At 67.8% G+C, this 21952-nt stretch carries 18 protein-coding genes; 10 read left to right on the forward strand and 8 right to left on the reverse strand.

Annotated elements, in window-relative coordinates; all coding sequences use genetic code 11:
* Positions 1-28: 28 nt before the first annotated feature.
* Positions 29-2416, reverse strand: coding sequence for an ATP-dependent zinc metalloprotease FtsH (gene ftsH, locus OG405_RS24185; protein ID WP_327148729.1), 2388 nt, complete (start codon positions 2414-2416; stop codon positions 29-31).
* 329 nt (positions 2417-2745) lie between these two features.
* Between ftsH and OG405_RS24190 the strand changes: the two genes are divergently transcribed.
* The gene (locus tag OG405_RS24190) at positions 2746-3711 is read left to right on the forward strand and encodes a hypothetical protein (protein ID WP_327148730.1); all 966 of its coding nucleotides are present in this window, start codon (positions 2746-2748) and stop codon (positions 3709-3711) included.
* A 127-nt stretch (positions 3712-3838) separates the two neighbouring features.
* Here the strand turns inward: OG405_RS24190 and OG405_RS24195 are convergent, their stop codons facing one another.
* The gene (locus OG405_RS24195) at positions 3839-4654 is read right to left on the reverse strand and encodes a DUF1266 domain-containing protein (RefSeq protein ID WP_327148731.1); all 816 of its coding nucleotides are present in this window, start codon (positions 4652-4654) and stop codon (positions 3839-3841) included.
* Between the two features lie 102 nt (positions 4655-4756).
* Here OG405_RS24195 and OG405_RS24200 point away from each other — a divergent pair, with 102 nt between their 5' ends.
* The 4 genes from OG405_RS24200 to OG405_RS24215 all read left to right on the forward strand — a co-directional run bounded on the left by OG405_RS24200 (position 4757) and on the right by OG405_RS24215 (position 8858).
* Positions 4757-5011: a DUF2277 domain-containing protein gene (locus tag OG405_RS24200; protein ID WP_327148732.1), complete on the forward strand. Its 255-nt coding sequence runs from the start codon at positions 4757-4759 to the stop codon at positions 5009-5011.
* A gap of 157 nt (positions 5012-5168) precedes the next feature.
* The gene (locus OG405_RS24205) at positions 5169-6728 is read left to right on the forward strand and encodes an aldehyde dehydrogenase family protein (protein ID WP_327152485.1); all 1560 of its coding nucleotides are present in this window, start codon (positions 5169-5171) and stop codon (positions 6726-6728) included.
* Positions 6725-7558, forward strand: coding sequence for an SDR family oxidoreductase (locus OG405_RS24210; RefSeq protein WP_327148733.1), 834 nt, complete (start codon positions 6725-6727; stop codon positions 7556-7558). The genes OG405_RS24205 and OG405_RS24210 overlap by 4 nt, the downstream gene beginning before the upstream one ends.
* 415 nt (positions 7559-7973) lie before the next feature.
* Positions 7974-8858, forward strand: a complete 885-nt coding sequence (locus tag OG405_RS24215) for a LysR family transcriptional regulator (RefSeq protein WP_327148734.1) — start codon at positions 7974-7976, stop codon at positions 8856-8858.
* Between the two features lie 51 nt (positions 8859-8909).
* On the opposite strand, the gene hpt is transcribed toward OG405_RS24215, so the two are convergent.
* From hpt to OG405_RS24235, 4 genes are read right to left on the reverse strand one after another with little or no spacing between them, the layout of a single operon-like run.
* Positions 8910-9473 (reverse strand): hypoxanthine phosphoribosyltransferase, encoded by a 564-nt coding sequence (gene hpt, locus OG405_RS24220; protein ID WP_327148735.1) that lies wholly within the window; start codon positions 9471-9473, stop codon positions 8910-8912.
* Positions 9474-9492: 19 nt separating this feature from the next.
* The gene (gene tilS / locus OG405_RS24225) at positions 9493-10494 is read right to left on the reverse strand and encodes a tRNA lysidine(34) synthetase TilS (protein WP_442790599.1); all 1002 of its coding nucleotides are present in this window, start codon (positions 10492-10494) and stop codon (positions 9493-9495) included.
* Between the two features lie 4 nt (positions 10495-10498).
* On the reverse strand, positions 10499-11611 hold the full coding sequence (locus OG405_RS24230; protein WP_327148736.1) for a zinc-dependent metalloprotease: 1113 nt from the start codon (positions 11609-11611) through the stop codon (positions 10499-10501).
* A 14-nt stretch (positions 11612-11625) separates the two neighbouring features.
* The gene (locus tag OG405_RS24235) at positions 11626-13110 is read right to left on the reverse strand and encodes a D-alanyl-D-alanine carboxypeptidase/D-alanyl-D-alanine-endopeptidase (protein ID WP_327152487.1); all 1485 of its coding nucleotides are present in this window, start codon (positions 13108-13110) and stop codon (positions 11626-11628) included.
* 191 nt (positions 13111-13301) lie between these two features.
* On the opposite strand from OG405_RS24235, the gene OG405_RS24240 reads away from it, so the two are divergent.
* On the forward strand, positions 13302-13790 hold the full coding sequence (locus OG405_RS24240; RefSeq protein ID WP_327148737.1) for an inorganic diphosphatase: 489 nt from the start codon (positions 13302-13304) through the stop codon (positions 13788-13790).
* A gap of 417 nt (positions 13791-14207) precedes the next feature.
* Here the strand turns inward: OG405_RS24240 and OG405_RS24245 are convergent, their stop codons facing one another.
* On the reverse strand, positions 14208-15029 hold the full coding sequence (locus OG405_RS24245; RefSeq protein WP_327148738.1) for a crotonase/enoyl-CoA hydratase family protein: 822 nt from the start codon (positions 15027-15029) through the stop codon (positions 14208-14210).
* A 149-nt stretch (positions 15030-15178) separates the two neighbouring features.
* Here OG405_RS24245 and OG405_RS24250 point away from each other — a divergent pair, with 149 nt between their 5' ends.
* The 4 genes from OG405_RS24250 (at position 15179) to OG405_RS24265 (ending at position 21772) form a co-directional block, all read left to right on the forward strand.
* Positions 15179-15652: a YbaK/EbsC family protein gene (locus OG405_RS24250; RefSeq protein WP_327148739.1), complete on the forward strand. Its 474-nt coding sequence runs from the start codon at positions 15179-15181 to the stop codon at positions 15650-15652.
* Between the two features lie 72 nt (positions 15653-15724).
* A complete protein-coding gene (locus tag OG405_RS24255; protein ID WP_442790600.1) occupies positions 15725-16312 on the forward strand; it encodes a flavin reductase family protein in 588 nt (195 codons plus the stop codon).
* Positions 16313-16478: 166 nt separating this feature from the next.
* Entirely contained in the window at positions 16479-20408 is a 3930-nt protein-coding gene (locus tag OG405_RS24260; RefSeq protein ID WP_327148740.1) for a Pls/PosA family non-ribosomal peptide synthetase, read from the forward strand.
* Complete coding sequence (locus OG405_RS24265) at positions 20408-21772, forward strand: M1 family metallopeptidase (RefSeq protein ID WP_327148741.1); 1365 nt, start codon at positions 20408-20410, stop codon at positions 21770-21772. Before OG405_RS24260 ends, OG405_RS24265 begins: the two co-directional genes overlap by 1 nt.
* Here the strand turns inward: OG405_RS24265 and OG405_RS24270 are convergent.
* Positions 21757-21945 (reverse strand): hypothetical protein, encoded by a 189-nt coding sequence (locus OG405_RS24270; RefSeq protein ID WP_327148742.1) that lies wholly within the window; start codon positions 21943-21945, stop codon positions 21757-21759. The two genes, OG405_RS24265 and OG405_RS24270, sit on opposite strands and share 16 nt — an antisense overlap.
* Between the last annotated feature and the right edge of the window lie 7 nt (positions 21946-21952).

Raw genomic sequence — 21952 nt, forward strand, 5'->3', positions numbered from 1 at the left:
AACCCGTCCGAGCGTAATCGGCGACGGGTTACTGCCGACCGTTCGGGCTGTCCCACGAGTGCGGTCCGCCACGGCCGGAATCCTCACCGGGGCCGTAACCGGATTCGCCCTGTCCACGGTCGTAGGGCGATCCCCCGCCCTCGTTGCGGTGGCCGCCGGGATTCTGGTCGGGATGCGGTTGCCGGGGCTGTTCCTGCCCACCGCCGTAGCCGCGGTCGGCCGGTGGATTCTGCTGTTCCTCGCGCGGGGGCCACCCGGGCGCAGACCAGCCCGCCGGAGCGCCGTAATCGGGGCGAGAGCCGTGGGTGGCGCCCCGGGGATAAGTGGGAGCGGGCTGAGGTGCCGGGTACCCGGTGGGCGGCTGACCGTAGCCCGGCTGCTGGACGGCGCCCGGGAAACCCGCGGACTGCGGAACGCTTCCGGCCGGTGCCGGATCACGCGGGGCGATGCCGGCGGGGACCGCAGGTTGCGGCGGCCACGGCTCGCCGCGCTCGGCCGCGAGCTCACCGGGGGTCTTGACCGGCGGTTTGTCCGACGGCACCCGATCGCCGAAGTCGTTGAACGCGGTGATGCGTGGCCGCTTCTGCACGGCGCTCAGGATGGTTTCCAGATCCTTGCGGTGCAGCGTTTCGCGCTCGAGCAGTGCCATCGCCAGCTCGTCGAGTACATCGCGGTAGTCACTGAGGATCGCCCACGCTTCGGTATGCGCTGCCTCGATGAGGTTGCGGACCTCTTCGTCGATGGCGCCGGCCACCTCATGCGAATAATCCGAGGCGGTGCCCATGGACCGGCCGAGGAATGGGTCCCCCTGCTCCTGGCCGTACCGCACCGCACCGAGCCGGGCGCTCATCCCGTATTCGGTGACCATCGCACGCGAGATCTTGGTGGCCTGATCGATATCGGAGGAGGCACCGGTGGTGGGCTCGTGGAAGACCAACTCCTCCGCAGCGCGCCCGCCCATGGCCATGACCAGCCGGGCGATCATCTCCGACCGGGTCATCAGGCCCTTGTCGTCCTCGGGCACGGTCATCGCGTGACCGCCGGTCCGGCCGCGGGCCAGGATCGTCACCTTGTATACCGGCTCGATATCGGGCATGGCCCAGGCAGCCAGGGCGTGGCCGCCTTCGTGGTAGGCGGTGATCTTCTTCTCGTGTTCGCTGATGATCCGGCTCTTGCGGCGCGGGCCGCCGATCACCCGGTCCACCGATTCCTCGAGCGCGTCACCGGTGATGGTGGTGCCGTTCTCGCGGGCGGTGAGCAGCGCGGCCTCGTTGATGACATTGGCCAGATCGGCACCCGACATGCCCACGGTCCGTTTGGCCAGCCCGTCGAGATCGGCCTCGTGGGCGATGGGCTTGCCCTGCGAGTGCACCCGCAAGATGGAGCGGCGACCGGCCAGGTCGGGGTTGCTGACCGGGATCTGCCGGTCGAACCGGCCGGGTCGCAGCAGCGCGGGGTCGAGGATGTCGGGGCGGTTGGTCGCGGCGATCAGGATGATGCCGGTGCGGTCACCGAAGCCGTCCATCTCCACCAGCAGCTGGTTGAGGGTCTGTTCGCGTTCGTCGTGACCGCCGCCGAGTCCGGCGCCGCGCTGTCGGCCGACCGCGTCGATCTCGTCGACGAAGATGATGCAGGGGCTGTTCTGCTTGGCCTGTTCGAACAGGTCGCGCACGCGGGAGGCGCCGACACCGACGAACATCTCCACGAAATCGGAGCCCGAGATGGTGAAGAACGGTACGCCCGCCTCACCGGCGACCGCGCGCGCGAGCAGCGTCTTACCGGTACCGGGCGGACCGTAGAGCAGGACACCCTTCGGGATCTTGGCGCCCAGCGCCTGGTAGCGCACCGGGTTCTGCAGGAAGTCCTTGATCTCGTAGAGCTCTTCGACCGCCTCGTCCGCACCGGCCACATCGGCGAACGTGGTCTTGGGCATATCCTTCGACAGCTGCTTCGCCTTGGATTTCCCGAAGCCCATCATGCCGCCGCGCCCGCCGCCCTGCATCCGCGACATCACGAAGATGAACAGTCCGAGCAGGATCACCATGGGCAGCACGAACAGCAGGATCTGGGTGAGCCAGCTCTCCTGTTTGACCACCGTGTTGTACGGGGCGCCCGAATCCTGCACGGCCTTGAATATCTGGGCCGAGGTATCGCTACCACCCGGATACTTCGCGATGATCTTGTCGGCGCCCTGGGTGGCGTCGTTCCCGTTCTTCAGTTCGATCCGCAATTGCTGTTCGCGATCATCGATCTGAACGTTGGCGACGTTCTCCTTGTCGGCGAGTTGGCTGACGGCCACCGACGTATCGACGCTCTGCCAGCCGCGGGTGTCGTTGCCGAAGTAACTGAACAGATAGATCACGAGCAGAATGCCCGCGATTATCGCCAGGGTACGAAACACAGTCTTGCGGTTCATAAAGCGTCGGCCGGGCGGCCAGTCCTTTCAGGCGTCTCCGCGTTCTTGCCTAGCGATGCGTCGATCTCGGGCGGCGCAACCCACATCCTTACCGCCCGGTGGGCGGATTCGGGTGCGGACATGCCACGTTACCGCGTACGGTCTAGTCGATACATCGCGCTTCCTGACTCGTCGCAAGCCAGTGGTTCGGCTGGTGATGCAGTTCAAGAGGTAAACGGCCGGAAAACCACGGTGGTTCCCGGGGTCGTGTTCTGTGATATCTCGTAGTGATCACAATCATGGCACGCATGTAGGTCCGATGATGATCGCGTACGACCCGAGCAGGGGGTATGGACATAGTCGAGTTACGGACACCCACAGCGATCGTGCGGCACGGTGAAGGGCGATTGGTCGTCCTGCGTCCCGGTGCCGACGGCGAAACCGAGAGCGACGGCGAACGTGTCCTCGACGTCGCGGTGACCGACCTGCTGGAGGTACGACTCAGCCGGCGAGCCGATGATGCGGTGGTCATCGAGATATATCTGCGCTACCCGACGCCCGTGCTGGTCGGCGTCCCCGCCGACCGGACCCCGCTGCCGGTGCTGATCGCGGAACACGATGTCCCCGCGGCCGCCGGGATCGTCTCCAGGATCAACGACCAGATCCTGGCCGCGCAGCGGATCGATATCGCCGCCCCCGAATTGAAGGCACCGCCCACCGAATGGACCGACCACGGGCCGGTGCGCGCGGACGTGGAACGCGCGGTGCGCCGGATGTCGGCGGCCGGGCGTGACGAATCGACCGTGGCCGATCTGGCCGGATACCTGACCGATGACGAATACGTGCTGGAGACCGCGAGTGTCGTTGCCCACCCGCCGGTGGGCGAGGACGATCCGTGCCTGCTCACGGTGACCACGGCGCGTCTGCTGCTGGTCTCACTCGGCGCGACCGAGGCATATGCCCACGACCTGCCGATTCCGGTGATCATGCGGGCCCGTGCCACCGAGGAGACCGTTTCGGTGGTCGAGGACATCCGAGTGCGCAACCGCCGGCCCCTGGTGGAAGTGCACGACGGTAATACGACGATGTACTTCACCGCACTGGATCGCGCCGACTCCGAGCGGGTTGCGTGTGCGATCAATTTCGCCGTGCGACTGGTTGCCGTGAACGGATCGGCCGGTCCGGCCGATCCCAGCGTCTCGCACCTGTACTCGGAGTGGGAGCTGCTGGTCGAGCGGCATTCGCTGGGGATGGTCGACGACACCCAGTTCCAGCGCTACGGCCGCGGCATCCTGCGCTCACTGCCGGGTATCTGACCGACGCCCGGCCGGTCGAACCGGCCGGGCGTGATCCCATCGGCCGACCGGTCCGCACAGCGTTGAGGTGTCGTACCGACAGCGTTGAGGTGTCGTACCGTTCGGCCTACCCCCTGCGTCTCCGGTCCTAGGACAAGCCGATGCGGCGCCACGGGCTGGTAGGGCGGAACCAGAGGCGCAGCAGTTCCTGGCGACGATCGACGCCGCCGTCCTTCAGTTCGGCCAAGTCCTCGCAGGCTTGCCAATAGGTCCAGCCGGTGAGGTAGGCGTCCCCGAACTGCCGCCAGTTGCGGTATTTGCGCTGGGCCAACGGCAGCGCCCGGCCCAGGTAGTCCCACGCCACATCGTTCTCGATATAGCCGGCCGTATAGGACATGCGCGCGACGGCGACCACCCGGGCGAGGTCCCAGGCGTGGATATCGGCGGGTAGCGGCCGGGACAGATGATCGGTGAAGCCGATCTTGATCGCCTGGGACCAGATGTCGTAGTCACGCACCAGCGCCTCGGAATTGTCGATACCCCGGAACGAGGCGACCTGGCGTAGAAAGGCGCGGTGCCGATCGGCGCGCTCGCCGAACCGGTCCCGTTCGCTGGCATTCAGCGAAGCGGTGACCAGCGGATGCACCAGGGCGTACAGCGGGGCGTGCATACCTTCGAGCAGCTGTTCCATGGAGGCGCGGGCCTCGGTGCCGTCGGTGATGCCCCAGGCGCCGGTGAGGGTGTCGATAGCCAGTTCACGCCGGTCGCCGAGGGGATGATCGCGTTCCGGGCCCAGCAGCAGCGCATCGTGGAAGGCGTCCCAGCGCGCCGAGTAGAAGGCGCCCAGCGACAACGCGCGCAGGCGATCGTCCTCGATCTGCGCACCGGACCAATGGTCTTCCTCGCGCTTGTCGAGCTCCGGATAGGGAAAGGGGGTCGGCGTGGGCAATCCGGCAGCAGCCATACCGTGAGTCTAGGTCCAAGGCCACCCGCCGGTCCGGGCAATGTGTTTTCACATTTGTTCCTTGCCCTGTCACCGGCCCTGTTCCAGCGCTAATGTGCATTCATGTGTAGAAACATCACCGTCTTGCGAGGTCTGGAACCCGCCGCTACCGAGCAGGAGATCTATGCCGCCGCACTGCAGTATGTGCGCAAAGTCGGTGGGCTGACCGGGCTGAGTTCGGCCACCAAACCCGCGGTGGACAAAGCCGTCGCCGCCGTCGCGGCAGCCACCACCGATTTGCTCGCCGAATTACCCGACCGCCGGGTGCCCCCGGCAACCGAGCCGCCACTGCGCCGGTTGGCTCGCGAACCCCAGTAGATCCCGGCATCGGACACCGCGACCGGGCGCGGTGTCTCGCACAGTGTGTCACGATCGAACCGGTGAGCTGATTCACATTTTGTCAGCCACAGCGGTTCCGAGCACGACGCAGTGGGAGAACGCAGTGACCAAAACCGAATCGGGACAACCCGATGCCATGGCGAAAACCGTGGATACGCCCGCGGACTCGGAGATCCGAGTCTTGAATCCCGCCACCGGCGAGGTGGTCGGCTCGGTAGCCGATATGTCCGCCGAGCAGGTCGTCACGGCCATCGCCGAGCTCCGTGAGCACCAGCGCGAATGGCAGGCCATCGGCGCCGACAAGCGCAAAGAATGGCTACTCGAACTCCAGGACTGGATCATCGACAACACCGAGGTGCTGGCCGATGTTCTGCAGTCCGAGACAGGTAAACCGCGGGTGGATTCGCTCATCGACCCGATCTTCGGCAGCGACCTCATCGGCTATTACGCGCGCCGTGCCGCCAAATTCCTCGCCGACGAACATCCCGCCCCGCACAGTCCGCTGGCCCGGGTGAAACGGCTGACCACAGTATTCGAGCCGTATCCGGTGGTCGGTGTGATCACTCCGTGGAATTTCCCGCTGGCCATGCCGCTGCTCGATGTGATCCCGGCCCTGGCCGCCGGCGCCGCGGTGATCTTGAAACCCTCCGAGGTGACTCCCCTGTCCGCGCTCGAACTCGCCCGCGGCTGGGCCGCGATCGGTGCGCCTCCGGTGCTCTCGGTGGTCACCGGCGCGGGCACTACCGGCGCGGCGGTGGTCGAGCACGCCGATTACATCCAGTTCACCGGATCCACCGCGACCGGCCGCCGGATCGCCGCCGCGTGCGCCGCCCGGATGGTTCCCTACAGCCTGGAACTCGGCGGTAAGGATCCGGCGATCGTGCTCGCCGACGCCGACCTCGACCGCGCCGCGCACGGGATCGCCTTCGGCGGCATGTTCAATTCCGGGCAGGTCTGCATCTCGGTGGAACGGGTCTATGTGGAGGAACCCGTCTACGACGAGTTCGTCGCGAAACTGACCGCGAACGTCAAGGCCCTGCGACAGGGTCGCGACGATCGCACTCCGCGCAACGATGTGGGCGCCATGGCCAACGAGAGCCAGGTCGGCATAGTCACACGGCATATCGACGAGGCGGTGGCCGCGGGCGCGAAGGTGCTGACCGGCGGTAAGCGTACGGGTGTGGGCACCTTCTTCGAACCCACAGTTCTCGTGGATGTGGACCACAGCATGTCGTGTATCACCGAGGAGACCTTCGGACCGACCCTGCCGGTGATGAAGGTGGTCGACGAGGCGGAGGCCGTCCGGCTGGCCAACGACTCCGTGTACGGACTGTCTGCGACAGTCTGGACCGGGGACAAGGCGCGCGGCGAACGAGTGGCCCGGGCGCTGAACGCGGGCGCGGTCAATATCAACGATGTCTTCGCGAACCTGTTCAATTTCGCGCTCCCGATGGGCGGCTGGGGCGATTCCGGCGTCGGTGCCCGCTGGGGCGGCCCGAACGGGGTGCGCAAGTACTGCCGGGCCAAGGCGATCACCACACCGATACTGCCCACCCAGGAGCGCGAACTCACCTGGATGCCCTACGACCTCAACAAGGTCCTGATCGGGCTGGGTGCCATGCGCGCGGCCGGAGCGCGCGGAATGCGCCGGATCGATATCGGCGCATTGCTGCGACTCAAGGGAGACAACCGGTGAGCAAGACCGAGTCCATTCGCGGCAAGGTAGTTGTCATCACCGGCGGTGCTCGGGGCATCGGACTGGCCACCGCCGTCGCCCTGAAGAAACTGGGTGCCGAGATCGCGATCGGCGATATCGACGAGAGAACGGTCAAGGAATCGGGAAACGACCACGATTTCGACTATTACGCCCGGCTCGATGTGACCGATATCCAGTCCTTCACCACGTTCCTCGACGATGTGGAACGGGAAGTCGGGCCGATCGACGTCCTGATCAACAATGCCGGCATCATGCCGACGGGACGGCTGGTCGAGGAAACCGACCAGGTCACCCGTCGAATCCTGGAAATCAATGTCTACGGCGTGATCTTGGGATCCAAGATCGCCCTGGCCCGCATGCTCGCGCGCGGGAAGGGACACATCATCAATATCGCCTCACTCGCCGGCGAGACGCATATCCCGGGTCTGGCCACCTACAACGCCTCCAAGCACGCGGTGCTCGGCTTCACCGATACGCTCCGCGAGGAGTACCGGGGCACGGGTGTGGCCTTCTCGTCGGTGCTGCCGACGCTGACCAATACCGAGCTCGGTTCCGGAGTGGCGGCACCGAAGGGCCTACCCGCGGCGGAACCGGAGGATATCGCCGCGGCGGTGGTCCGGCTCATCGCCAAGCCCCGGTCCAAGGCGCGGGTCACCCGGGCGGCGGGCGCCATGTCGGTGTTCGTGAATCTGCTGCCGCAGTCGGTGGGCGACGCGCTGGGTCGATCGATGGGATCGGCGCAGACCTTCCTCGACGATGTGGACGCCGATGAACGCAAAGCCTACGAAGAGCGCGTCCGGGGCGACTGAGACCCGGCCGCGCACCGCGCCGCGGCTCGCCGGTAACGGGCCGCGGCGCCCGCTTGCGCGTACCGAAACCGTACCGAAACCATATTGTGATCAACGTCACTTGACGGGGGTGGTCGAGGGGAGAGGGTCACGGAACCCGCACCCGCGACAGCCCCCACAGCGTTTCGGGATCCCATCGGCCGAGGTGGCAGCACACGCTGGACGAACAGCTCTACCACGACAAACGCCGCACATTTTACGTTGTTTCGCCCGGCAACGGCCGACAGTCGGCGATGCGAAGAACTCATGATGCACATCACCGCGCCGCCCCATAAGCTGTCACTAACAAACCTGCTGACTGTTTCTGGCCCGGTATGCAGACCCACCGAACAAATTAGGGCTGGAAATTCAGCAACGATTCTGATAGCAAGGTGCTATGGACCCGCATTTGCGCGATCTGCGGTATTTCGTCGCCGTCGCCGAGGAACTGCACTTCACCAACGCCGCCCAGCGGCTGCACATCGCCCAACCGACCCTGTCGCGTCAAATCCGACAGCTGGAACGTCAGCTCGATGTGGTCCTGTTCGATCGCAACCAGCGCAGTGTCGCGCTCACGGTTGCGGGTAAGGAGCTGCTCAGCGGCGCCCGCAAGATCCTGGAACTCTGGGAGACCACCAACGGCTCACTCCAGGAGGCGGGCGAAGTACTGCGCGTCGGCCTGCAATCGACGCTGGGCCGCGGACTGCTGCACGATCTCGAGAGCGCCAGCGGCCACCGACTGGCGTTGCACCCCGCCGCCTGGACCGACTCATCCAGCGGGCTCGCCGGTCGCCAAGCCGATCTGGCGCTGGTCTGGCTTCCGTTACCCGATCCCAACCGCTACCGCTGGCAGGTGCTGCGGACCGAGCGCCGCTGGGTGCTCCTACCGGAGAACCATCCTCGCGCCGGTCAGGAAATGATCGATTTCGCGGACCTGCTCGACGAACGGTTCATCGCCCTGCCCGCCGAAGCCGGCGCGGTCCGCGATTTCTGGCTCGGCAACGATGCCCGCAACGGCCGTCCCGCCACCATCGGCGCGGAAGCCGCCACCCCCGAGGATCGCCTCGAGGCTGTCGGGCTGGGGCTGGGGCTGTGCCTGCTGGCCGAGAACAATGTGCCGATGTACCGCTGGCCGGGACTCACCGCGCGCCCCGTCACCGGACTGCCGCCGTGCGAACTCGCGGTCGCCTGGCGCGCCGACGACTCCCGGCCGACCATCCTCGAATTCGGTGAGCGGGCCGTTTCCGGGGGCTTCGCGGCACCGCCGGCCATCCCGGCCTGATACTCCTGAACCCGCGTGTGGGGGTGGAAACCGCCCACCCCCACACGCGGTTCAGGCCTGTTCGCCGCCGTAGACCCGCGGATGCAGGGTGCCGATATAAGGCAGATCCCGGTACCGCTCGGCGTAGTCGAGTCCGTAACCGACCACGAACTCGTTCGGAATGTCGAACCCGACATTGGCGACCTCGACCTGAGTTCGCAGGGCATCCGGTTTACGCAGCAGGGTCACCACCTCGAGCGAGGCGGGGTTGCGGGTGGAGAGATTGCGCATCAGCCAAGACAGCGTGAGGCCCGAGTCGATGATGTCCTCGACGATGAGCACGTTGCGGCCGGCGATGTCCTTGTCCAGGTCCTTCATGATGCGCACCACACCCGAGGACGATGTGGACGAACCATAGGACGAGACGGCCATGAACTCCAGCTGCGTCGGTATGGGCAGAGCCTTCGCCAGGTCCGTCATGAAGAAGATCGCGCCTTTGAGCACGCCGACCAGCAGTAGATCGCCCTCCGGCGCGTCGGCCGGGTACCGCTTGGCGATCAGCTCGGCCAGTTCACTGACCTTCACCGCGATTTGCTCTTCGGTGATCAGGACCGAATCGATATCGTCCCCGTACACGTCAACTGGTTTCCCTTCGCTATCGGCGCTCCCGATCGGTGCGGGCAAGTGTCAGCCTGCCATGCTCGCGAATCACGACCAACCGGGTCCCCCGCTCACCGCCGCTCACCGCGACCCCACCCTGCCCGCGCCAGGCCACCACCAGCTCATCGATTCCGCGCAGATGTGTTGCGGTCACCGCCGGCACACCGTGGGCCAGCAGCCACGCCCGCACCGCCCGCCGCCGCACCGCGGGAGCCGCCGGCGCCAGCACCTCGCACTCCGGCGCCCCGGCCCCAGCTCGCAGCAGCAGCTCGCCGGCGAACCCGTCGAGGGCGGCGTTGTCGTCGCGTAGTTGTTCGGCGGTCCGGGCCAGCGCGAGCGCCGCGGTCCCCCCGAGTACATCCTCGAGCAGTGGCAGCACTTCGGTGCGTAGCCGAACCCGGGTGAACTCCGGTGCGTTGTTGTGCGGGTCCTCGTACGGGGTCAGGCCGAGGTCCGCGCAGAACTGCCGGGTCGCTTCCCGCCGGACCCCCAGCAGCGGCCGGCCCCACGGGGCGTCGTCCGGCGCCATCCCCTGGATGGAACGCGCACCCGACCCCCGCCCGAGACCCAGCAACACGGTTTCGGCCTGATCGTCGAGGGTGTGGCCGAGCAGTACCGGCAAACCCGCACGCGCGCTGTCCAGCGCCGCGTAGCGCGCGGCCCGTGCCGCGGCCTCCATCCCACCGGGCCCGGTCACATCGACGGGCAGTACCCGCACCGAGCGGCAGCCGAGGATGCGCGCCGTCGCCGCGGCCGTCGCCGCCACCTCATCGGACCCGGCCTGCAACCGGTGATCTACAACGAGGGCATGCACTTCCGCGGATTCGGCGAGCGCGGCACCGGTGAGGGCCAGCGAATCCGCCCCGCCCGAAAGCGCCACGGCCACCCGCCCATCCTCGGGTCCGAAACCGGTCAGCCACGCCCGGAGAGCATGGCGCACACCCAGTACCGCGGGTGTCTCCGGTAACCGGATCGGCCGCTGTTCGGCGGGACGCACCCGCTCAGTCCAGGACTCGGGCGATCCAGCGCCGCGGTTCGTCGATCTCGTCGGTACGCGGCAGCGTGTCCGCATCGGTCCACACCACGTTGAACCGCTCCATTCCGACAGTGCCCACCACCTCGTCGACGAAAGCCTTACCGCGCACGTACTGGGCCACCTTCGCGTCGATACCCAGCAGCGCCCGCAGCAGGCGCTGCACCGGATTGGCGGGCCGGGTCCGGCGCCTGTCGAACGCCATCCGGATCTGCTCGACCGACGGCACCACACTCGGCCCCACCGCATCCATCACATGATCGGCATGCCCCTCCAGCAATGTGCCCAACAGCAGCAGACGGTCCAGCGCCGCGCGCTGTTCCGGCGGCTGAGTCGCCCGCAGCAGCCCCACCACGCCACGGGTGGCGGGATCGTCCGGAGCCTGGCCGCTACGCCGCAGTTTCAACTCCGTGAGCAGCCGGGACAGCATCTCCGTAGTGGCCTCGTCACCGATCTCGCCGAGCACTTCGACGTTGTCCCGCATATACCCGGCCAGCCAAGGCGAGGCCGAGAACTGGACCCGGTGGCAGACCTCGTGCAGGCAGACCCAGAGCCGGAAATCGCTCGGTGCGACCCCCAGCACCCGCTCGACCCCGACGATATTGGGGGCCACCAGCAGCAGCGTGCCGTCGGGGCCGGTGAACGGGTCGTACTGACCCAGGATCGCGGTGGACAGGAACGCCAGCATGGCACCGACCTGCACCCCGGCGGGTTTACCGGTGAGCAGACCGGACTGTGCATCGGTGCCGGTACCGGTCAGTTGCGCCATGGAATCGGCCGCCGCCGCGATCCAGCCCGGCCGGTCGACGATCCGGGCCGCCGGTACGGGCTGATCGTCGAGCAGGCCGGTCACCGCGCGAACGGGCGCCTCGGCGCGCACCGAAGCCTCGATGAGTTCGGCCACGGCCTGCTCCGCGAGCGGGCGAGGAGTCCGCGGGCCGGCCGGTACCAATACGGCACCGGTACGGGCCGCCCAACGCCAATCCACCGACCCCGAGAACGTACGTCGCTCGTCGTCGGATCCCTCGGCCTCGGCCACGGTCCGGGCGCCGGGCCCGTCGGGACCTTGTCGAATCGTCATGCGCCCTCCAGCCGTCAGGAACATCCACAGTTGCGCAACGTGGCCGCGACGGCATCCAATGCGGGCCTGCTGACCTCCGGCGGCCGATCGCTCGACATCAGCGTGAAGGTCAGGACCCGGCCGTCACGATCCAGCACGTAACCAGCCAACGTACTGGCCACCGACAGAGTTCCGGTCTTGGCGCGCACCCACCCGGCACCGACCTGGTTCTGCGTGACATACCGGCTGCTCAGCGAGCCGGTACCACCCGCGACCGGCAGATAGTCCAGCATCGGCACCAAACGGCCGGACAACGTATCGGCGGCACTCTCGGGTCGGGTCTGCCGGCCCGCGCCCGCACCGAGAGGCGGCACGAGCGGAGCGGGCGCGCTGACGGTCGCCTCGGCTTCCGGCTCGGGCCCGGCAGCGGTAGTCAGGATCTGGTTCAGCAACCGAGCCGGAATCCGGTCGTCCACCGAGAGCCCGCTGCAGTCGAACATCGTCACCCCGGTCATATCGAAGTTGTGCTCGGCGAGCACCGCCGCCACGGCGGCCGCGGCTCCTTCGAACGACATCGGCCGCCCGGTCGCCTGCGCGACCTCCCTGCCGATGGTCTCGGCCAACACATTGTCCGAATAGACCATCATGTCGCGCAGGCGGTCGCGCAGCGGTGCCGAAGCCACCTCACCGAGCCGCTTGGTGCCCTGCGGCGCCGTACCGAGCCGGACCCTGGCCGGGTCGAGCCCGAGTTCGGTGGCCAGTCGACGGCCCACATCCAGCGCCGGGCTCCCCGATCGCGGCGAATACTCACCCGCCGGATCGAGCCGGCCACCATCGAGCATCACCGGCTCGAGCGGCGCGATGGACCCGCCGGGAATATCGATCGGATCCCAGCCCCGCGCCATGGTCTGACCCGAATAGACGGAGGTGTCCACCACGATCGTGTCGGCCCGGATATCGGCCTCGCGCACTTGACCGGCCAGATCCAGCAGACTCGCGGCGCCCGGGTAGTACCCCTCGCCGCCCGGCTGCGCGGTGAGCGTCGGATCACCCGCGGCCACCAGCACGATCTCGTTCGGCGAGGCCCCCGCCACGACCTTGGTCTGCACCCGTTGTTCGGCGGGCAGCGTCAACAGCGCCGCCGCGGTGGTCATGATCTTGGCCGTCGACGACGGCACCCGCGGCTCGTCGGCCCGTTCGCTCCACAGCACGGTGCCACTCGCGGCATCGGTGACCGACCCGGCGAAACCACCCAGGTCGGGGCTCGCGGCCACCGGACCGAGCGCCGCCGCGATCCCCGCCGGGCTCGGCGCCGGCGCGGTATCCAGGGCGGGTGAGACTTCCGGCGACACCACCACCGGAGCGGGCGGCGCGGCGACAGTGAGGCCACCGCGCCGGAACTCCGGCGTCCACGGCTTCAGGATCGCGGCGGCTACCGCCACCGCACCGGCCAGCACCACCAGCACGATGATCAACCATGTCCGTACGCCGCGGCGCCGGCGCCCGGCCGAACCGTTCATACTGCTGCCGCCCTGCACCACCACGTTGTCCGTCTTCTCCCTTGTCCCCAGCTATCACACCCGAGCCCCACTGAACCCATGTGCCCGCCGACAACAATATCGGTGTTCGGCTACCGTTCTCGGCGAACAACCGGGTGCGGCGGCGAGACCGGGCACCACGGCGCATCGTGAGAGCAGCGAAAGGAGCTGGCGTGGAGTTCGACGTCACCATCGAGATCCCCAAGGGTTCGCGCAACAAATACGAGGTCGATCACGAAACCGGGCGGGTGCGCCTCGACCGGTTCCTGTACACCTCTATGGCCTACCCGGCCGACTACGGCTACATCGAGAACACTCTCGGAGAGGACGGCGATCCGCTGGACGCGCTCGTCCTGCTGCCGGATTCGGTGTTCCCGGGCGTGATCGTCGAAGCGCGCCCTGTCGCCATGTACAGGATGACAGACGAGGCGGGCGGCGACGACAAGATCCTCTGTGTCCCGGCCGGCGACCCCCGTTGGGATCATATCCAGGACCTCGCCGATGTCCCGGAGTTCGAATTGGCTGCGATCAAGCACTTCTTCGAGCGGTACAAGGACCTGGAGCCCGGCAAGTTCGTCAAGGGCTCCGAATGGGTGGGCCGGGCGGAAGCCGAGGTCGAGATCGAGGCGTCCTTCAAGCGTCTGCAAGAACAAGGGCACTGAAGCCGGACGGGCTGAGGCCTGCACGGAGCTCGGGTGGACGGTGCACCACCAGGTCAGTGGTTACGTCGTTCGCCCGGGCTCGGGTTTCTGCTCCGAGCAGGGAGACTGTGTCTGTTCGCGAAGGTGAGAAGTGGACCTGTTCGCGAACGCGAGTAGCGGACCGGCTCGCAAACACAAGTAGCGGACCGGCTCGCAAACGCGAGAAGCGGACCGGCTCGCCAAGGTGCTGTGTTTTTGGCGCGCTGGCGCGCGCGGGGGTTGAGGCCCTGAAGTCTCGCCGTTCAGGCCTCGAGACTCGCGCCTTCGGCGCATGCGCTTCGAGGCCTGAACGGCGAGACGGCCTCAACCCTTTGGGTGTCTCGCAGAACTCGACTCACTGGGTTACGTAGAACTCGACTCAGTGGGTTACTTGGGGGGCTATCGGCCCTTGTATTCGGGGGTGCGCTTTTCGAATACTGCTTGGATGGCTTCGGTCAGGTCTTCTGAGGGGAGGAAGGCTGCGTTCCAGGCGGAGACGTAGCGCAAGCCCTCGGTGACCGTGGCGGAATTGCGCTGTCCCAGCACGTCCTTCACACCCTGCACCACCAGTGGTGGGTTCGCGGCGATTTCGCGCGCGGTCGCATGGGCTGCTTCCAGTGCGGCGTCCTGGTCGGTGAAAACATCGTTGACCAGGCCGATCTTCTCGGCCCGCGCGGCGTCGATGTCCTTGGCCGTGAAGGCCAGCTCGCGTAGATGCCCCTCCGAGATGATTCCGGGCAGCCGCTGTAGCGAGCCCACGTCCGCCACGATGGCGACCTTCGCCTCGCGGAGGCTGAACTTGGCTTCGGCGCTGGCGTAGCGGATATCGGCGGCGGCGATCAGATCCAGGCCACCGCCGATGCACCAGCCGGAGACCGCGGCGATCACCGGCTTGCGGCATTCGGCGACCGCGGTGATCGAAGCCTGCAGACGGCGGATATCGGCGAGGAAATCGGTACGCGGCGCGGCCAGCGCGCGGTCGGCCATCAGCGGGCCGAAGGTGCCGCTCATCGCGGGTAGGTCCAGGCCGTAGGAGAAGTGTTTCCCGGATCCGGTGAGCACGATCGCCCGAATCTCGGGGTCGGCGTCGAGGCCGCGGAAGATCTCCGGCAGTTCCCGCCAGAAATCCGGGCCCATCGCATTACCTTTGCCCGGCCCGGTGAGCGTCACGCGGGCGACGTGATCATCGGTTTCGACGGTGAAAGCCTGCCAATCTGTCATCTGTCCAGCCTAATGGGGACAGAATCGTCGGCGAGCGCCGTGCACCGGGCCGGTCGGGTCCGACGGCTGCCGCTCCGTGGCGAGGTCTGTCTTGTCCGGTCAGTGGGTAATCGGGCGCGAGACATCGCGGAGCGCTCTACCCTGTGCCCATGCGCAGGGCGCTTCCACAGATAACCTGCCGGGTCTCGGATACTCTGATCGCCCGTGGTCACCACGGGCTGATCGTCACCGCGCCGGAATCGGCGACCGGTCTTGTCGAGACCGCCCATGCCCTCGAGGTGGAGCTCGCGGCCCTGGTGCATTCGCAAGTCTTCCTGCTGGGCGACGACCCGGTCCTGCTCTTGATCTCGGCGGCCCACCGCGTGGATCCGGAACGCACCGGCGCGCGGTTGGAGGGACCGCTCATCCCGGCGCCACCTCATCTGGTGGTGCACTACACCGGGCAGCTCCCGGGCAGTGTCGCGCCGGTCGGTCATCCGGCGAACCTGCCCACCTGGGTGGATTCGAGGCTCGCGGAGCATCGGGAACTGTGGGCCGCGGGCGGTAGTCCTGGCACTGTCTTCCGCACCTCGTACCAGGAGCTGCTGCGGATCACCGCGGGGCTTTCCCTCGCCGTGGACTGACCTCGACGGCTGCCTTCCCGGACAGTGGACCAGCCCGCTCCGGTATGCCGATCCGGGCGTAGCGTCGGCGAGGTGACCGAAGCACCACGGCCCGACACCGGAATCCGGATCCCCCACGACCTCAGTGGTATCACCGCCGAGCAGTACCGCGCCTCCATGCGCCACTATCCGTCCGGAGTCACTATCGTGACGCTCCGTTCGGCCACCGGCCCGGTCGGATTCACGGCGACCTCGTTCGCCTCGCTCTCGCTGGACCCGCCGCTCGTGTCGTTCAACATCAGCGATACGTCTTCGAGCCTGGCGGCCCTGACCGCCGCCGACTCCGTCGTCATCCATTTCCTCGGTGAACACCAACGCCACCTGGCGCAGCGTTTTGCCCGGACCGCCGCGCACCGGTTCAGCGACCCCGCGCTGTGGAGCACCCTGGATACCGGCGAACCGGTGCTGCACGGCACCCCGCTCTGGTTGCGCACCACGGTGGAGCAACTCATCCCCATCGGTGACCACACTTTCGTGGTGGGCCGGGTGGTCCGGGTGCACGACGACACCGACGAGGAAGAAGGCGCCGCCGCTCCCCTGCTCTACTACAACGGCCGGTACTACCGGCCCACTCCGCTCACCGACGATATCGACCACCGGCTCGCCGACGGCATGGAATAGCGGCTCGCCGGGAGTATCGGCCGCCGCCCGCGACCTGCCCTGCTGACATCGAGTGTTACGAATCGCCTAGTAATCTGGTCACCCGGTCGACCGCTGTTTGCCGTGCGGTAACCCTCGTATGAGACAACCAGTCCGTCGGCTGGGCGATGGAAGGTGGGCCGGACACATGCGGTCGCAGGTGGATGCGGAGAGCGCGCTACGGCGGGCCGAGGCGGCGCCACCGCCGCGCACGCTGGTCGATATCGTCGCCGAGACGGCCGCCGTGTATCCCGACGCCCCCGCGATCGCGACCGCGGATCGCAGCCTGAGCTACGCCGAACTGCGCGTCGAGATCGAGAACGCGATACGGGACCTGGCCGCTGCCGGGGTCCGTCGCGGCGACCGGGTCGGGGTCCGGATGCCCTCCGGTACGTGGGAGCTCTATCTCACAATCCTGGCCGTGCTGCACGCCGGCGCGGCCTACGTCCCGGTGGACGCCGACGATCCGGAGGAGCGGGCCGAACTGGTCTTCACCGAAGCACGGGTAACGGCCGTGGCGACGGCCGACGGTATCCGTCCGGTCGTCGACCGCGCGGAGTCCCTGGGTGACGACCGGGCAATCGACGGGCGATCCGCCGCGCCACCCACGCCGGACGACGATGCCTGGATCATCTTCACCTCGGGGTCCACCGGGACACCCAAGGGTGTCGCGGTAACCCACCGCAACGCCGCCGCATTCGTCGATGCCGAGGCCCGCCTGTTCCTCCGCGATACTCCGCTCGGTCCGGGCGACCGCGTCCTGGCCGGTCTGTCGGTCGCCTTCGACGCCTCCTGCGAGGAGATGTGGCTGGCCTGGCGGCACGGTGCCTGCCTGGTGCCGGCCCCGCGCGCCCTGGTCCGCACCGGCGCCGATCTCGGGCCCTGGCTGGTCCGGCAGGGCATCACGGTGGTGTCCACCGTCCCGACCTTGGCCGCGACCTGGCCGGCCGAGGCCCTGGAATCGGTGCGGCTGTTCATCTTCGGTGGTGAGGCCGTCCCCCCCGAACTGGCCGAACGCCTCGCCGACCCCGACCGCGAGGTGTGGAACACCTACGGCCCCACCGAGGCCACCGTGGTCGCCTGTGCGGCCCTACTGGACGGGACCGGTCCGGTGCGGATCGGGCTGCCGCTGGACGGCTGGGATCTGGTGGTGGTCGACGCGGACGGCGAACCGGTCGGCGAGGGCGAGACCGGAGAACTGGTGATCGGCGGGGTCGGCCTGGCCCGCTATCTCGATCCGGCCAAGGACGCCGATAAATACGCGCCGCTGGACACACTCGGCTGGGACCGGGCCTACCGCAGCGGGGACCTGGTCCGAAACGAAGAGGCCGGCCTGATCTTCCTCGGCCGGGCCGACGACCAGGTCAAGATCGGGGGCCGCCGGATCGAACTCGGCGAGATCGACAACGCCCTACAACATCTTCCGGGTGTCGGTGGCGCGGCCGCCGCGGTCCGCACCACGGCCGCTGGGGCGCCTGTGCTGATCGGCTACCTCACCGGTGTCGCCGAGGACTACGATCTGGCCGCCGCCCGCACCCGGCTCGCCGGGCACCTCCCGGCCCCGCTCATCCCGCGCCTGGTGGTCGTACCGGAATTACCGACTCGCACCTCGGGCAAGGTCGACCGCAACGCCCTGCCCTGGCCGCTCGCCGACGCCGACAGCGCGGCCGAGCACGGGCTCACCGGAACCGCCGCCTGGGTCGCCCAACTGTGGATCAATGTCCTCGGTGCCGAGATCACCGGTGCCGACGCCGATTTCTTCGCCCTCGGCGGCGGCTCGCTGTCGGCCGCCCAGCTGGTCACCGCGTTGCGCGCGCGATATCCACGGGTCACGGTCGCCGAGGTGTACGACCATCCGCGGCTCGGGGCGCTCGCCGAACTGCTCGAGCAGAGCGCCCCTACCGCCGCCGCCGAAACGCGTCCGGTCCGGCCGACACCGCTGTCCGCGCAGTGGATCCAGGTCCTGGCCACGGTGGCGCTGACCACGTTGACCGGGTTGCAGTGGGTGACCTGGCTCGCCGTCGCATCCGGGGTCGCCGCGTGGTTCGAGTTGCTGCCCTGGCTGCCGCGCCTGTCCTGGTGGTGGACCGCGCTGCTGTTCGGAGTCTTCATCACCCCGCTCGGCCGGATGGCGATCTGTGTAGTGGGCGCCCGGACCCTGCTCGCAGGGGTGCGGCCGGGCAGTTATCCACGAGGCGGTTCGGTACATCTGCGATTGTGGGCGGCGGTCCGGCTGTCGGAGGCCAGCGGAGCGGAGAACCTCTCCGGCGCCCCGTGGATGGTGCCGTTCGCCCGCGCGCTGGGCGCAAAGGTGGGCGAGGGTGTCGACCTGCACACGCTGCCCCCGGTGACCGGCATGCTCGAACTCCGGGACGGGTGCAGTGTGGAACCCGAGGTCGACCTGTCCGGCTACTGGATCGACGGCGATATCGTGCACATCGGTCCGATCGTGGTCGGCCGGGGCGCGGTGGTCGGCGCGCGGTCGGTACTGCTGCCCGGTACGAGAATCGGGCGCGATGCGGAGATCGCGCCCGGTTCCGCGGTGTCCGGGAAGGTGAAGGCCGGACAGGAATGGGCCGGTTCACCGGCGGTCAAGGTCGGGAGAGCCCGGCACCGCTGGCCGGCGGAGACCCCGGAGCGGGCGGCGCACTGGGTCCTGGCGTTCGGGATCGGTTCGCTGGCATTGGGAGCGCTGCCGCTGTTCGGGCTGGCGGCGGGTCTGGTGGTGATCACCTGGGGTATCCGCGATACCGCCGATTTCGGGGCCGTTGTGCTGCCCGCATTGCTGTGGTTGCCGGTCGCCACTGTCTTCAGCCTGGTGGTCTACGCGGTCACGACGGTGGTCGCGGTGCGGCTGCTCAGTATCGGCCTCACCGAGGGGTATCACCCGGTGCGCAGCCGAGTCGGCTGGCAGGTATGGGCCACCGAACGGCTGCTGGACTCGGCCCGTACCTTCCTGTTCCCCCTCTACGCCTCGCTGCTCACCCCGGTCTGGCTGCGTCTGCTGGGCGCGAAGGTGGGAAAACACGTGGAAGCCTCCACGGTGCTGCTACTGCCGAAGTTCACCACGGTCGCCGACGGCGCCTTCCTGGCCGACGACACCATGGTGGCCAGTTACGAACTCGGCGGCGGCTGGCTGCACATCGGTGAGGTGAAGGTCGGCAAACGCGCGTTCTTGGGGAATTCCGGTATGGCCGCGCCCGGCCGGCGGGTACCGAAGAACGGTCTGGTCGCCGTGCTGTCCGCGGCGCCCACCAAGGCGAAGGCGGGATCGTCCTGGCTGGGTAGCCCGCCGGTCCGGTTGCGCCGGGCCGCGGGTGCCGCCGATGCCGACCGCACCTTCGATCCGCCGCTGCGATTGCGGATCTTCCGCGGTGCCTTCGAAACCTGTCGGCTGGCCGCGGTCGTGGTGACCTTCGCCATCGGTATCGGGGTCCTGCTGAGTCTGGCCGGGCTGGCCGATCGGTTCGGGTATCCGGCGGCGGCGCTGCTCTCGGGTGTGGTGCTGATGGTCGCCGGCGCGGTGGCCTGCGCGAGCGCGGTCACCGCGAAATGGGTGCTCATCGGCCGGATCCGGCCCGGTGAGCATCCGCTGTGGAGTTCGTTCGTCTGGCGCAACGAGGTATCGGACGCCTTCGTGGAAACCGTCGCGGCACCCTGGTTCGCCCGCGCGGCGACCGGTACGCCCGTACTGAACCTGTGGTTGCGCGCACTCGGCGCGAAAATCGGCAGCGGGGTATGGTGCGAGTCCTACTGGCTTCCGGAGGCAGACCTGGTGACACTCGGTGACGGCGCGACCGTGGAACGCGGTTGCGTGGTGCAGACCCACCTGTTCCACGACCGCATCATGGCCATGGACACCGTGACTCTGGAACCCGGCGCCACCCTCGGCCCGCACTGCGTCGCACTCCCCGCCGCCACGATCGGCGCCGCCGCCACCGTGGGCCCGGCCTCCCTGGTCATGCGCGGCGATACGGTGCCGGCCTCCACCAGATGGTGGGGTAATCCGATCGCCCCCTGGTCCGGGCCGGTAGCCGAACTCGATACCGATCCGGCCGAAGAGGAGACGGACAGCTGATGGGGAGCAGGTTCTACGACGCCCCCATCGACGACTATCTACCGCAGAACGGCAACCGGGGCTATCGGGTATCGCGGTACGAACTGGACCTGAACTACAAGGTCGCCAGTAACCGGCTCGCCGGGCGAGCGGTGATCACCGCCGTCACCACCACCGAACGCCCGCGTTTCTCCCTCGATCTCTCCCAAGCCCTGGCTGTGTCGAAAGTGCTGATCAACGGCAGCAAAGCCGGTAAGTACATCCATCAGCGCGGCAAACTCACCGTCACCCCACGCGAGCGCATACCCGCCGGCGGGATCCTACAACTGGTGGTGCAGTACGCCGGCGCTCCGAAACCGGTGCGCGGCCCCTGGGGTGAGGTCGGCTGGGAAGAGCTCACCGAGGGCTCGCTGGTGGCCAGTCAGCCCAACGGCGCCGCGTCCTGGTTCCCCTGCGACGACCATCCCAGTTCCAAGGCGAGCTACCGGATCTCCGTCACCACCGATACCCCGTACTACACCCTCGCCAACGGCGAATTGGTCGGCAAACTGACCAAAGCCGGTCAAACGACCTGGGTCTACGAACAGACCGAGCCGATGGCGACCTATCTGGCGACCGTGCAGATCGGGCGTTACCGCAGACACCAGCTGACCGACCGGCATGCGCCGGTCCCGATCCACGCCGTGCTGCCCGCTTCGCTGCGCGCCGCCTTCGACCACGATTTCGCCAGGCAACCCGAGATGATGTCGGTATTCAGCGACCTGTTCGGCCCGTACCCGTTCCAGAGCTATTCGGTGGTGGTCACCGAGGACGAACTCGAGATCCCGATCGAAGCCCAGGGCATCTCGATCTTCGGTGCCAACCACTGCGACGGCCGGCGCGGCGCCGAACGGCTGGTCGCACACGAACTCGCACACCAGTGGTTCGGCAACAGCCTCACTATCCAGCACTGGTGCGATATCTGGCTGCACGAAGGTTTCGCCTGCTATGCGGAATGGATCTGGTCGGAGGCCGCTCATGGGCCGACCGCTGATCAACTTGCCCGCGCGACCTGGCACACCCTGCGCCGGGAGCCGCAGAACATCATGGTCGGCGACCCCGGCCCGACGCTGATGTTCGACGACCGGGTCTACAAACGCGGGGCACTCACCCTGCACGCGCTGCGGCTCGAACTCGGTGACACCGCCTTCTTCCGGCTCATCCGCGATTGGACGGCCCGGCACCGCCATGCTTCGGTATCCACCGAGGAATTCACCGACCTGGTCGGCCATTACAGTGTGACGCCGATGCAGCCGCTGTGGCAGGACTGGCTGTATTCCGAACCGCTGCCACCACTGCCGCCGGTCGGTGGCGGCGCGGGGCGGCGGGGTCAGAACACCAGGTAGCGACCCGCGAGTTGTTCGATCAGCGGATCGTCCTCGGCGACACTGTCGAGCGCGTCGAGGTCGGCGACCACGGCGATGAGTCGCGGATCCTCGGGCTCACTACCCGCCGGGCCGTCCTCGGCCAGTTGCCGCCGCAATTTTTCGCGGACCCGGTCCTTGAGTGAATCGCGCATCTGTTGC

The sequence above is a fragment of the Nocardia sp. NBC_01329 genome, assembly GCF_035956715.1.
Taxonomy (GTDB): Bacteria; Actinomycetota; Actinomycetes; order Mycobacteriales; family Mycobacteriaceae; genus Nocardia.